The organism is Klebsiella sp. WOUb02 (assembly GCF_050058015.1).
GTDB lineage: Bacteria > Pseudomonadota > Gammaproteobacteria > Enterobacterales > Enterobacteriaceae > Klebsiella.
This window is the reverse complement of sequence record NZ_CP170110.1, coordinates 2,323,729-2,337,315: the sequence shown is the minus strand read 5'-3', so window position 1 is coordinate 2,337,315 and position 13,587 is coordinate 2,323,729. Positions and strand designations below refer to the sequence as shown.

Below are 13,587 nucleotides of genomic sequence, written 5' to 3'. Positions count from 1 at the left end.
CCCTTGCCGTCAGAACCAGGTCTCCATTTGCATACCGAACGACCATTCGCCGCCCGATTTAAAACCGCTGCTGCCTAAAGCGTCATCGCTGGCGTAATTATCCAGTTTTTTGCTCCAGTCCATCCAGGAGGTGTAGAGACGGATCTCCGGACGACTGAAGAAATCACCGATGCTGCCGACCTTAAAGGTCGGCGCGAAGGTGAGTTTATAGAAGCTGCCGTTCACCGCATGACGGTCGTTATAGCCCTCGGGTTTAAGATCCATATATTGGTAGCTGCCTTCGTAAGCGAGGGCGAAGTTCTGGTTGATCTCCTGAATCAGACGCATGTTGAGGGTTGCCCACTGGTAGCTGTCGCCATCGACATAACGGTCTTTACTGCTCTGCGCCAGTACCGCCGGGGCGATAAACCAGTTCTCGCTAAGCGGCGTGGTGCCGTAGCTGGCGAAGCGCCAGGTATTGGCGCCCGGACGCAGCGCGCCGTCGGAGCCGACGCCTTTTACTTCTGCGCCCAGACCGTGCCCGTAGAGCAGGGCCGTTTTGCTGCTCCCTTCCCGTAGGCCGTAAAAACTGTCGTTGTGCAAACCGAGTAGCGTATGTACCCCGGTATTTGCCGCATCGCCTTTGACCAGATTGCCGTTGGTATCTTTCCGCTGGTCATTATCTTTCGCCCGCATCCCGCTGACCATCACCTGCACCGGGCCGATGAAGTGGTTCATGCTGAGGATGTAGTTCTGCACGCTATTGCTCGAATCATCAATATCGCCGAAGTTGCGTCCGTAAAGAGAGAAGTTACTCCGCAGGCTGTCGTTCCACTTCACGTCGTAAATACCGCCGCCGGTACCCGCGAGGAATACCACGTCGGAATCGACCCAGTGAATATCGAAGTTGTCGCGGTCGAAGCGCTTACCGGCCCACAGGGTTGAACCTTTGAACGGTCCTTCGAAGGTCGGCAGGTTGCCCAGCTCTACGAAGGCCTGGCGAACGTTCAAATCGCTGGTGCTTGCCGTCCAGTCGTTGTAGGTGGTTTGTCCGTCGGCCACCATCACTTTGAAGCGGGTCGTCGCGCCGTTATCCAGGGTCTGCTTATGTTCAAGATTCATTTCAACATAGGTGTCGGCCTGGTTCCCCAGGCGGCCGATAGCCCCGCCGGTTTCCCCCGCCGGCGTCATATATGCGCCGGATTTAGTACTGGAGGCTGAGTCGTTCATGATTACGCCGGAGCGGGCGTAGCCGTGGAACTCAAAGCCGCTTTTTTCATCGGCCTTCTTCTCCAGCCGGGCGGTGCGCTGGGCCACCTGCTGGGTGTTGTCCTGGGTTTTCTGCTGCTGCGTAGTGAGCCGCTCAACCTTCTTCTCGGCCGAGTCGGCGCGGTTTTCCGCGGTCTGTGCCCGTTTTTCCGCCTCCTGGAGGCGTTTTTCCAGGGCGATCAGACGGGCTTCGATGGTGCTTAAATCCGTTTGCGCGTGGGCCGAACCGGCTCCGGTTAGCAAAGCAATAAGGACGGCAAGTGTGCGTTTTCTGTACATGCTGTTCGCATCCCAAAGGTGAAATTGAGTAATGTGTTTTTTTTGCTAAACCGGTTTAAGTTATATGTTAAACACGACAGCAGGCATCATGAAATTAATTTTGCTAAACCGATTTAATAATTGTGACGGAGGCGACAAAGCGGGCCGTCGGCAACGGCCCGCGGGGGATCAAAACGAGCGATCGAGATCGTGCAGCCGGGGGAGGGCGGTCATGGCGCCTTTGGCGGTGGTCGCCAGCGCGCCGCAGGTCTGCGCCAGCAGTAGCGCCGCCTCCAGCGACGCCAGGTCGGTGGGTATGCCGTTAGCGGCGAGGCTGGCGAGCAGTCCGGCGACGAAGGCATCGCCAGCGCCGGTGGTGTCGACGCTGACCACCGGTTTTGCCGCAAAGTGGATCGTCCGCTGCTGGAAGGCCGCCAGCACGCCGGCTTTGCCCTGAGTGACCAGCAGCAGATCCGGGCGGTAGCGCTGGGTTAAGATGGCGATACCCTGCGCCAGATCGCTGCTGCCGCTGATAAGGACCAGCTCCTCCTCAGAGAGCTTCACCACGTTGGCAAGCGACAGCGCCCTGTCGAGGCAGGCCTGCAGCAGCGCCGGGTCCTGCCACAGCTCCTCGCGAATATTGGGGTCGAAGCTCACCCGGCCGCCGACGCTTTTTATCTGCTCCATCGCCGCGAAGGTGGTGCCCCGGCTCGGCTCAGCGCTGAGGGAAATAGAGCAGACGTGGAGCCACTGGCGGGGGGCGAAGGTCGGTAAGTCCTCCGGCTGCAGGAAAAGATCGGCGCTGGGGCGCACCATAAAGGTAAAGGTTCGCTCGCCGTGGCTGTCGAGGTCGACCACCACGGTTGAGGTTCGCTGCTGCGGGTCGAGACGCATATGGCTCACGTCGACCCGTTCCTGCTCCAGCGTCTGGTGCATAAAGCGGCCGAAGGGATCGTCGCCGACGCGGCCGATAAATCCGCTCTCTCCGCCGAGCCGGGCAACGCCCACCGCGACGTTGGCCGGCGCGCCGCCGGGACACTGCAGCAGCCGTCCTCCGCTCTCCGGCAGCAGATCCACCACCGCATCTCCGACCACCCAAACTTTTGCGCTCATGCTCTTTTTACCTCGTTGCTAAACTATATTAAACCGGTTTAGCTTTTATTAAAGCATAGCCCGGCGCAGAGCGAAACGCCGGGATGCCTAAAGTGGGAGACGGGGCAAAAAACCGCGGCGCCGGGATGGACGCCGCAAAATGGCCGCCGGGCGCGTCCTGGCCGGGCGGGAACAGGCTCGTTTGGCGGGCGGTCATGACCTTTGTGCCGGTTACGGGGAATCGGTTCCGCGAATACGTCGCGGCGTTTTGCCAGAACGCTTTGCCATGCCTGCAGTCAGGGGAGAAGGCGACGCTGCCCGGCGTCGTTGTCGCCTACGCCGCGCTACCGACCAGGCCGTCAATTATCACCTGCATAACCCCCTGAGAGCAGGGCTCAATGCGTCCGCGCACGCCGTATACCTCGGCTAATATCTGCGGCGTGATAACCTGCGACGGCGGCCCCTCGGCCAGCAGGCGCCCCTCTTTTAACATCAGCACGCGGTCGGCATGGCGCAGGGCGATATTAATGTCATGCACCACCACCAGGGTGACGATGTTGCGTCTTTGGGTCTCTCTGCGCACCAGATCCATCACGTGGAACTGATAGTTCAAATCCAGCGCGCTGAGCGGCTCGTCGAGCAGCAGCAGCGCCGGCTGGCGGATAAGCGACTGGGCCAGGCCGACGAGCTGCTTCTGCCCGCCGGAAAGCCGGTCGAGATAGCTTAGCGCCAGATGCTCAATGCCGAGCTGGCGCAGCAGGGACATCACCTGCTGCTGGCTTTGGGCATCGTGCACGCCGCCGGCCGCGCGCTGGGCGACGATAATCGATTCCAGCACGTGCAGATGGACGCCCGCCGGCAGCGTTTGCGGCAGATAGACCACCTTTTCCGCCCGCCGGGCAAACGGCAGCGTCAGCAGATTCTCCCCGTCGAGCGACAGACTCGCCGGTCGAAGGACCAAGGCCGGCCATCGCCCGCATCAGGGTCGATTTACCGCTGCCGTTGGGGCCCAGCAGGGCGGTAATTTCACCGCGCGGCAGCTGCGGCACCGTCAGGTCGCGGATAACCTGGCGCTTCGGATAGCCGGCGCTAAAGCGCGCCAGCGCCAGCCCGCTCGAGATGCGTGAATTCATACGTTCCCCCGATGGCGCAAAATGATGCTCAGAAAGAACGGGACGCCCACCAGCGAGGTGACGATCCCGACCGGAATAATGGCGCCGGGGATCAGATTCTTCGACGCCACGGAGGCCAACGACAGCACCAGGGCGCCGATCAGGGCGCTGGCGGGGAGGTAAAAGCGGTGATCTTCGCCGAAAATCAGGCGCGCGATGTGCGGAGCCACCAGGCCGATAAAGCCAATCGGGCCGACGAAGGCCACCGAAATCGCCGACAAAATGCTGATCCGCAGCAGGGTGGTTAAGCGCAGGCGACGCACGTTGATCCCGAAGCTCATGGCCCGATCTTCGCCGAGACGCAGCGCCGTCAGCTTCCATGAGCTCAGCATCGATAGCGGCATCACCACCGCCAGCACCGCGAGTAAAATGCCGACCTTCTGCCACGAGGCGCGGTCAATACTGCCCATGGTCCAGAACACCAGCCCCTGCAGCGTATCTTCGTTGGCGACAAACTGCAGCATCGAGACCAGCGCGTTGAAGGTAAAGACCAGCGCGATGCCGAACAGGATCACCCCGGAGGAGGCCACCTGGGTCCAGCGGGTAATGCCGTCGAGCAGCAGCGCGGCCAGCAGCGCGAAGATAAAGGCGTTGGCCGAGATAAACCACTGGCTGGGGATCCCGGGAATGCCGATCCCCAGCACGATGGCCAGCGCGGCGCCGAAGGCCGCCGCCGAGGAGACGCCAAGGGTAAAGGGGCTGGCCAGCGGATTGTTGAGGATAGTCTGCATCTCCGCGCCGGCGAGGCCGAGCGCGAGGCCGACAATAATCGCCATCAGGGCGTACGGCATGCGGATATCCCAGACGATGACCCGCGTTCCGGCGCTGGCGCCGGCAGGATCGAGCAGGGTTTGCCACAGCGTATGCAGCGGCATCCCGGACGGACCCATCGTAAAATCGAGCAGCAGAGAGGCGATAATCAGCGCCGCCAGCAGCAGTATAAAACCGATGCGGCGGCGCACGATCCGGCGGTAGCTGGCCGTCACCTCCTCCCCGGTTCCGAGAGCGCCGAGGGCGGATTCAGTCGTCGAACTCATGGGCGCTTACTCACCTTGTTTCCAGGAAAAGACGAAGGGCAGATCGGGCAGAGAGGTGAAGTGGCGCACGATATAGCGGTAGCTGTCATCCGGGTTGAGGCTGCTAAACGCCTGCGGATAGATATCTTTCGCCAGATACTCCATGCCGACGATATTCCACGGATGGTTGTAGAAGTGGTGATAAATCCCGTAGGCCCGTCCGGCCTTCACCGGCGGAATGTCGCTGACGCCGGTTCGCGACAGCAGGACCTGAGCCTGGGCGTTCACCTCCTGCTGGTTAACCCGGTAGCCCAGCGGCAGAACCTGGCTGTTGCCGCGTTTTGAGCCGGTCATGATGTAGGCGTCGGGCTTCATGCTAATCACCTTCTCCAGCGCCACAAAGCCGGAGGCGCCTGGCAGCACCTGCGCGCCGATGTTGTTGGCCCCGACCGCTTCAACCAGCCCGCCCCAGCCGCTGTGTCCGTGGGTAAAGCAGCAGGCGTCGCTATTGCCCGCCAGCGCCTCGACGAAGACGTTGGCCTTTGGCGCGATGGCCGCGGTTTTCTGGCGAATGGTCTGCAGCTGCTGACGATAGTAGTCGGTATAGGCTTTGGCGTTGCTTTCGCGGTTGAGCACCTGGCCCAGCAGGTCGATGCTCGGGGCGGTATCCTTCGCCGGGTTCACTTCGTAATCGACAAACAGCACCGGAATATTGAGCGCGCTGAGCTTGCCGATCACGCCGCTCTCCTCCAGCGCCGGCTTCGCGCGCAGCTGGGCAATCATCAGGTCCGGCTGGCGGGAAATCACGCTTTCAAGGTCGATATTGCCCTTGTCGCTGAAGCCCATATCCAGAATGCTCGCCGCCTGCGGCCACTTTTGCTGCAGCATCTTCCAGGTTTCAACATCCTGTTTTTTCGCCAGATTATTCCAGGCAACCAGCCGCTTGAAGGGATTGTCCCGGTCGAGAAGCGCCAGCGCCATGATATCCCGCCCGTCCTGCAGGATAATGTGCTGCGGCTCGTGCTGGAGGGTAATGCTGCGGCCGTCGAGGTCGGTCACGGTGAGCGGGTACTGGGTGGCATAGCCGTACAGCGGAGCGGCGATTAGCGCAGTGAAAATAAGCGAACCTACTGATTTTATTGCCATAATGTGAGTTCCGTTTGCTAATTATAAATATAATGATTTTGATAATTATTCTCGTGTGAAAATAAACGGCAGCTATATGAAACGTCGATTTCATAAAATGTAACAACTTTGCTGGAATTTATAAAAGCGACCGCCATTGGCTGCTGATTGCCTAAAAAACAGGCAATCAGCGGCAGATTAAGTTTTAAGAACTATCCCTAAAGCCAAACGGCAGAATCTTGTGCCATGCTGAATGCGACTCATAACATTAAGCACGTTAGAGAGGAAATTATGAAAAAGGCAATGATTGCGTTATCTGCGATTCTGGTAGCAGCCCCCGTTTTTGCTGCAACCACCACACACGCTACTGATGAAACCGTCGCGGCGGCCCATGAAGGGGCGAACACGGCGAAGGAAAAACTGCATAAGGCCCAGAACGAAGGCGATGAGCTGAAGCTTAAGTCCAAACACGCGGCGGAAGGCAAAAGCGATAGCCTGAGCAGCAAGGTCAGCGAAGGCACGCAGAAAACCTGGAACAAGACCAAAGAGGGTACTGAGAAGGGTTGGGATAAGACCAAAGAAGGGACTGAAAAAGGCTGGAATAAAACCAAAGCCGCCACCGAAAAAGGCTGGGATAAAACCAAGCAGGGTGCTGAAGATTTAAAAAAGAAAGTCACTGAGTAATTTCTGACTGTTCCGCATAAAAAGGCCGCGTAAGCGGCCTTTTTTTATTGCGCTATTGCAGCCGCAAACTCACCGGGTCATTAAGGTTAGCTCCCCTGGATAATATGCCAGGAATACTCCTGGTTATCCTAATACTCACCGTTTCTCCACATTCTGGCGGTAAAAAGGAAATACATCAGGAGGTGGACAATGAAAAAGATTATTACTCTGGCGGTTATATTATCCTGCACGTTAACGTCGCTGGCCTACGCCGACGGCCCGAACGGCAACAAAGGCCCCGGCCAGCAGCAGGTATGGCAAAATGAGTCCGGGCACGGAAGAAGCGACGGCAATCGTCAGCAGGGTCCCGGCGGCGGGCCGCAGGGTAACCAGGCGAACGGCCGTCAGGATAGTGGCAATCATCGCGGGCCGAATGGCGGCGAGCAGTCGCAGCATCGTCAGGAGCGCCACGAGCAGGATCATTTTGCCTGGAACGGTCATGACTTCCGCAAAGGCCAGCCCGCGCCTGAGCGCTTCCGCGGCAATGCGTATCGGATTAATGACTGGAACGATCGCGGCCTGCCGGCGCCTCCTCAGGGGCAGCACTGGTCCTATATTGACGGTAACTACGTCCTGATTGCGGCGGCGACCGGGATCATCACCTCAATTCTGGTGAATGGTCTTCTCAGCAACTAACGGGCGATATCCCGGAGCGCTATGCCTTAGCGTCTCCGGGTGCGCCCACTGCGCGCCGCGGTCGGCGCGCGCTCCCCATCCCCAATCCGCACGATCTCAGGCACCTTTACTTAGCTTGTCACCCGGCCCGCGCCGTCGCCGTTAATCCTCGCCCGCCGCTGATAAAATTTCCGCGCGCCGTTTTGTCATAGAAGGTCACGATGGCAGCGGCTGCTTGCTGTGCGCGGAAATAGCCTGCCTGGCGGCGTGTTTTTTAATGCGCCGGGCGCCGCGGCAATGTTTGCAGGCCGGTTGTTAAGGCGCTGAATAATTATTAGTAAATAAGATGATGACGCCCTCAGGAATTAGAAATGCTGCTTGCATTAAACGCTTATCCAGATAAGTTATTTACTCTGCATATATTCTTCGTCCATCAGGTTTCAGCGCCTCTGGACCGTGAATTATGTCGATACTTTCACCCCATAGATTTTGCGCGGCATCAAGGCGCCAGCGCGGCGAGTCCCCGGAACTCAAGTCAGGTAAGCGGGGATTAGGCTGTGTCCCGTAATCACCTGAGCTATAGTAACTGTCTGTTTCCACAACATATTAAACTATGGCTCGCTACGACATTCCCGATGAAGCATGGACTATCATCCAACCCTTTCTGCCAGCAGCGTCTGCCTCTCCACAGGCCGGGCGTCCGTGGGCGGAGCATCGTATGATCATCAACGGCATGTTCTGGGTGCTGTGTTCAGGTGCACCATGGCGTGATTTACCTGAACGGTACGGCCCATGGAAGACCGTTTATAACCGCTTTAACCGATGGTCAAAATCGGGTGTGATTAACATTATTTTCAACAAGTTACTTTCAGACTCTGGATGCACATGGCCTCGTGGACTGGTCGGCCACTGCACTGGATGGCAGCAATATCCGGGCGCTGAAATGTGCTGCCGGTGCGCAAAAAAACAACCCGATATCACCGGAGATAATGGGCTGGGTCGCTCTCGCGGTGGTTTTGGCACCAAAATTCATCTGGCGACAGACGGAAGTGGTCTGCCGTTAAACATCGTACTGAGTCCCGGTCAGGCTCACGAAAGCCAGTTTGCACAACGTCTTCTGGACGGTATCGGTGTTCAGCGCCAGAACGGAAGTATCAAGCGCCGTGGTCATGCAGTACTGGCTGATAAAGCCTACTCCGGACATGCGTTACGTAACGAACTGAAAAGAAGAGGGATAAAAGTTGTCATCCCGCGTAAATCCAATGAAAAAATGGCCACAGATGGTCGTTCACCACTCGATCGTGAAGCCTACCGCAATCGCAATGTTGTTGAGAGGTGCTTTGGTCGCCTGAAAGAATACCGCCGCATTGCCACACGTTACGACAAAACGGCGAGGAATTATCTGGCGATGGTGAAACTGGGTTGCATCCGATTGTTTTACAAGAGGTTATGTAATTAAGGGACACAGCCTAAGATTATCCTCGTCGATCGCAGCCAGAGCCACCTGTGGAAGCCGCTGCTGCATGAGGTGGCGACCGGATCGCTGGATGCCGGCGTGGACGCCCTGAGCTTTATGGCGCATGCCAGTAAGAACTATTTTGAGTTCCAGCATGGTTCCGTTATCGATATTAATCGCGACGCGAAAACCATCGTGCTGGCGGAGCTGCGCGATGAAAGCGGCGAGCTGCTGGTTGCCGAACGCACGCTTGGCTGGGACACCTTAGTGATGGCGCTGGGCAGCACCTCTAACGACTTTAATACCCCGGGCGTGAAGGAGAACTGTATTTTCCTCGATAGCGCCGAACAGGCAAAGCGCTTCCATCAGCAGATGCTTAATCTGTTCCTCAGGCATTCGGCTAACCCGCAGGATCCCGGCAAGGTGAACATTGCGATTGTCGGCGGCGGGGCGACCGGCGTCGAACTGTCGGCGGAGCTGCACAATGCGGTGAAAGAGCTGCGGCGCTACGGCTATAAGCGCCTGAGCAACGAGGCGCTGAACGTCAGCCTGGTTGAAGCCGGGGAGCGTATTCTGCCGGCGCTGCCGGAGCGCATCTCCCTGGCGGCGCGCGACGAGCTGACGAAGCTGGGCGTCAAGGTACTGACCCAAACCCTGATTACCCGCGCCGACGCGCAGGGCCTGCATACCAAAGAGGGCAAGCTGATTAGCGCGGACCTGATGGTGTGGGCGGCCGGCATCAAGGCGCCGGACTTTATGCGCGAGATTGCGGGCCTGGAGACCAACCGAATCAATCAGCTGGTGGTTGAGCCGACGCTGCAGACCACGCGCGATGCCAATATTTTTGCCTTCGGCGACTGCGCCGCCTGCCCGCGTCCGGAGGGCGGATTTATTCCCCCGCGCGGCCAGGCGGCGCACCAGATGGCTCTCTTCACGGCAAATAACATTATTGCCCGGATGAAAGGCCGACCGCTGAAATCCTTCGTCTATCGCGACCGCGGCTCGCTGGTCTCGCTCTCCGGCTATACCACCCTCGGGAGCATTATGGGCCATCTGCTGCCGGGGCCGATGATGGTGGAGGGGCGTCTGGCGCGCTTTGTCTACGATTCGCTGTACCGTATGCACCAGGTGACGCTGCACGGCTATGCGAAAACCGGCCTGCTGATGCTCTCCGGCGGGATCAACCGCATCATTCGTCCGCGCCTCAAGCTGCACTAACGATGAGATAACCTCCCGGACGGCGGCGGTCCGGGAGGCGTTAAATCCGGAGACAAAACCCTCCACGTATCATGCTCTAAAATCAGCAGATTATTGTTTTTCCCCTCAGCGGAGGCGATTACGCTTGCCTGAGTGTCGATAATGAGTATAGTTCTCATTCTTCTTTTGGTTTGCAGGCTAAGTAGGGAATGACCTGCGTTAGTGAGTTGCTCACAGGGAAACAGCGAAGGCGTAGGGTGGGGCTCGGTACGATAAGGCTGAAGAAAACAATATCGGCCAGGAGCTTCCATCAGGTCATTGATTTTGTAAAGGATACCTCCTGTGAAATACGCTATCCCGGCCCTCGCGCTGGCTATCTCCGCGGTTCTGAGCGGCTGCGCCGCTACCCATACCCCTCCCGCTGCTCAACCGGCTGTCGAAACCACCGCCGCCGCCACCGCGGCGCAGTCGCTGAAGCGCGAGCTGGCCGAAGGTCTCTACGAAATGGCGCTGAGCCCGAAAGGCGATGCGCTGTACGTTGCCAGCGCGGAAGGTTTTAAAGACGTGCAGGGCGGAGCGGTCTATAAGCTCGACCCGAAAACGCTGAAAACCATCGGCCTGAGCCACACCGACCTGAAAAACTTTGCCGTCCAGATAACCCCGGATGGCGAAACGCTGTTCGTCACCAACTCGCTTGACGGCGGCATCAGCGCCATTGACACCGCCACCGGCAAGGTCAAAAAGCGCCTGCTGTTTAGCGAGCGCAACGATAAAGGCCTGCCGTACGGCGCGCGTCAGATCCTGCTGCTGGACAATACCCTCTACGTCGGCGCCGTTGCCGATCCGGCGCAAATCTGGGTGGTCGATGCCAACACCCTGAAGCTGAAAACGCGGATTAAAAACACCGGCAAATGGATGACCGGCCTGCACTATTCCGCGCAAACCGGGCGCCTGTACGCGGCCAACGGCGGCGGAGAAATCCTCGTGATCAACCCGCGCAATAACCGCATTGAACAGCGCTGGAAGCCGCTGGGCGACAAGCCGGCGCTGCTGCTGAATATCGCCGAAGATAGCGAGACCGGCCGTCTGTTCGTCACCGATAACTCAAAAGCGAAAACCACCCTGGTGCTGGATATTCACAGCGGCAAGGTGATTAAGCAGCTCGACGTGGGCGACTCGCTGTCGGTGCTGTTCAACCCGAAACGCAACGAGATTTACATCTCCCAGCGCGAATCCGGCAAGGTCATCAGCCTCGACGGCACCAGCTACGCGCAGAAGCGCGAGTGGGATATTCCGGCTAACCCCAACAGCCTGCTGCTCTCAGCCGACGGTCAAACGCTGTTTGTTACCGTCAAGCAGCCGTTTAATAAAGATCATTCGACCAAAGGTCCGGACAGCGTTGTCCGCATCGACCTGACGAATTAATAAATAAAATTGGCCCGCCAGCGGGCCTTTTGTTGCACTTTATTCTCCTCCAGGGACAAATTATGCACGTCACTCATTCTTCATCCTTCCCACTGCGTAAAACGCTGCTGGCGCTAACGATTGGCGCCGTCGCCCAGGGCGCGGCGGCGGACGACGCGGCCGGCAGCAAAAAAAGCGAAGAGGTTATGGTCGTCCAGGCGAGCGAAGGCGGCGACTTTAAAGCCGGCGGCGATCTGGTGGTTCCGGCCTTCCTCGATGGACAGATTGCTCACGGCGGCCGCCTCGGCATGCTCGGCGAACAAAAGGCGATGGACGTCCCCTTTAACGTCATCGGCTACACCGCCAAACTGATTCAGGACCAGCAGGCGCACACCATTGCCGACGTGGTCAGCAACGATGCCGGGATCCAGCTGGTCCAGGGCTACGGCAACTTTGCCGAAACCTACCGCATTCGCGGCTTTAAGCTCGACGGCGACGATATGACCATGGGCGGCCTCGCCGGGGTGGTGCCGCGTCAGGTGATGGATACCCAGATGCTGGAGCGCGTGGAGATCTTTAAGGGCGCCAATGGCCTGCTCAACGGCGCCGCCAGCAGCGGCGTCGGCGGGATGATTAACCTTGAACCGAAGCGGGCTGAGGATATTCCCACCGCCCGGGTGGGCGTCGACTACACCTCCGATTCTCAGGTTGGCGGCAGCCTCGACCTCGGCCGTCGTTTTGGCGACGATAACCAGTTCGGCGCGCGCGTAAACCTGGTGCATCGCGAAGGCGAGGCGGCGGTGGAAAACGACCGCCGCCGTACGACGCTGGCCTCTCTGGGGCTGGACTATCGCAGCGACCGCTTGCGCTCCTCGCTCGATTTTGGCTACCAGAAAAAGACCTTCCACGGCGGGGAGATGGGGGTTAACGTCAGCGGCGTCGACTTCGTGCCCGCGGTGCCGGATAACCGCAAAAACTACGGCCAGAAGTGGGGCTATAGCGATATCGAAAACGAATTCGGGATGGCGAAGGCGGAGTACGATCTCAGCGACAGCTGGACGCTGTACGGCGCCCTCGGCGGCCAGCATTCGCACGAGACCGGCACCTACAGCACGGCGAAGCTGCTGAATAAAAACGGCGACGCCACCGCCGGGCGCCTGGATACCAACCGGATTATCGACGCCTTCAGCGGCATGGGCGGCGTGCGCGGCAATTTCAACACTGGCGCAATTTCCCATCAGATCAACGTCGGCTACTCGGCGCAGATCAAGCGCGATAAAACCGCGTGGCGGATGTCGACGAAAAACCCGGCGATCAATATTTATGACGGCCATGACGTGCCGATGCCGGATAACACCCTTTTTGGCGGCAACTACTTCGACCCGCTGACCACCTCGCGCAGCCGCACCCAGGGTTGGTTGCTGAGCGATACGCTGGGCTTCTTTAACGATAAGGTGCTGCTGACCGCCGCCGCCCGTCATCAGAAGGTGGTGGTGCGCAACTACAGCAATAAAACCGGCGTGGAAGACCCCACTTCGCTTTACACCCAAAGCCGCTGGACGCCGACCGTTGGCCTCGTCTACAAGCCATGGGACGAGATTTCGCTCTACGCCAACCACACCGAAGCGCTGCAGCCGGGGAGCGTGGCGCCGAATACCGCCGCCAACGCCGGACAGAGTACCGGGATCGCACACTCGAAGCAGAATGAGGTGGGGGTAAAAATTGATTACGGCACCGTCGGCGGCTCGCTGGCGCTGTTTGAAATCAAAAAGCCGAACGCGATTTCCGATGCCAACGGCTACTACGGTCTGGACGGCGAGCAGCGCAACCGCGGCGCCGAGCTGAACGTCTTCGGCGAGCCGATGCTGGGGCTGCGCCTCAACGGCAGCATGCAGTGGCTCGACCCTGAGCAGAGCAAAACGGCTCAGGGCGCCAACGACGGTAAAGACGCGGTGGGGGTCTCGCGCTTCTACGCGGTGCTGGGGGCCGAATATGACATCAAGCCGGTCGAGGGCCTGACGGCGACTGCCCGGGTTAACCACACCGGTTCGCAGTACGCCGATGCGGCGAATACCAAAAAGCTCGACAGCTATACCACCCTCGATCTGGGAGTTCGCTACCGCATGCGCCTCAACGCCGATCGTAACGAGATGGTCCTGCGCGCGGGTGTCACCAACGTCACCAACGAGAAGTACTGGTCCGGCGTCGATGATTCCGGCACCTATCTGTCGGTGGGCGATCCGCGTACCCTTCGCGTATCAATGAGCTACGATTTCTAAGC

The 13,587-nt window shown here is 58.9% G+C and carries 9 protein-coding genes and 2 pseudogenes; 6 read left to right on the top strand and 5 right to left on the bottom strand.

The features are described from left to right. Positions 1 to 9: 9 nt before the first annotated feature. From ABOC21_RS18180 to ABOC21_RS18160, 5 genes and pseudogenes are all read right to left on the bottom strand, one after another. Positions 10 to 1,527 carry a carbohydrate porin gene (locus ABOC21_RS18180; protein WP_426812779.1) on the bottom strand — a complete coding sequence of 506 codons (1,518 nt, stop codon included), beginning with the start codon at positions 1,525 to 1,527 and terminating at the stop codon, positions 10 to 12. A gap of 168 nt (positions 1,528 to 1,695) precedes the next feature. Beyond that, the gene (locus ABOC21_RS18175) at positions 1,696 to 2,619 is read right to left on the bottom strand and encodes an aminoimidazole riboside kinase (RefSeq protein WP_426812778.1); all 924 of its coding nucleotides are present in this window, start codon (positions 2,617 to 2,619) and stop codon (positions 1,696 to 1,698) included. Positions 2,620 to 2,932: 313 nt separating this feature from the next. Then, positions 2,933 to 3,731: pseudogene (locus ABOC21_RS18170) on the bottom strand (ABC transporter ATP-binding protein). Continuing rightward, a complete protein-coding gene (locus ABOC21_RS18165) occupies positions 3,728 to 4,756 on the bottom strand; it encodes a FecCD family ABC transporter permease (protein ID WP_426815529.1) in 1,029 nt (342 codons plus the stop codon). The pseudogene ABOC21_RS18170 and the gene ABOC21_RS18165 overlap by 4 nt, the downstream one beginning before the upstream one ends. Positions 4,757 to 4,813: 57 nt before the next feature. Further along, entirely contained in the window at positions 4,814 to 5,932 is a 1,119-nt protein-coding gene (locus ABOC21_RS18160; RefSeq protein ID WP_426812777.1) for an ABC transporter substrate-binding protein, read from the bottom strand. A gap of 270 nt (positions 5,933 to 6,202) precedes the next feature. Here ABOC21_RS18160 and ABOC21_RS18155 point away from each other — a divergent pair, with 270 nt between their 5' ends. From ABOC21_RS18155 to ABOC21_RS18130, 6 genes and pseudogenes are all read left to right on the top strand, one after another. Then, positions 6,203 to 6,595, top strand: coding sequence for a hypothetical protein (locus ABOC21_RS18155; RefSeq protein WP_426812776.1), 393 nt, complete (start codon positions 6,203 to 6,205; stop codon positions 6,593 to 6,595). Between the two features lie 189 nt (positions 6,596 to 6,784). Continuing rightward, on the top strand, positions 6,785 to 7,270 hold the full coding sequence (locus ABOC21_RS18150; RefSeq protein WP_426812775.1) for an RcnB family protein: 486 nt from the start codon (positions 6,785 to 6,787) through the stop codon (positions 7,268 to 7,270). A 592-nt stretch (positions 7,271 to 7,862) separates the two neighbouring features. Continuing rightward, on the top strand, positions 7,863 to 8,708 hold the full coding sequence (locus tag ABOC21_RS18145) for an IS5 family transposase (protein WP_426812496.1): 846 nt from the start codon (positions 7,863 to 7,865) through the stop codon (positions 8,706 to 8,708). Positions 8,709 to 8,720: 12 nt separating this feature from the next. Next, positions 8,721 to 9,923: pseudogene (locus tag ABOC21_RS18140) on the top strand (NAD(P)/FAD-dependent oxidoreductase); the annotation flags it as partial. A 321-nt stretch (positions 9,924 to 10,244) separates the two neighbouring features. After that, positions 10,245 to 11,327 carry a YncE family protein gene (locus ABOC21_RS18135; RefSeq protein ID WP_426812774.1) on the top strand — a complete coding sequence of 361 codons (1,083 nt, stop codon included), beginning with the start codon at positions 10,245 to 10,247 and terminating at the stop codon, positions 11,325 to 11,327. A 62-nt stretch (positions 11,328 to 11,389) separates the two neighbouring features. After that, positions 11,390 to 13,585 carry a TonB-dependent receptor gene (locus ABOC21_RS18130; RefSeq protein WP_426812773.1) on the top strand — a complete coding sequence of 732 codons (2,196 nt, stop codon included), beginning with the start codon at positions 11,390 to 11,392 and terminating at the stop codon, positions 13,583 to 13,585. Positions 13,586 to 13,587: the final 2 nt, after the last annotated feature.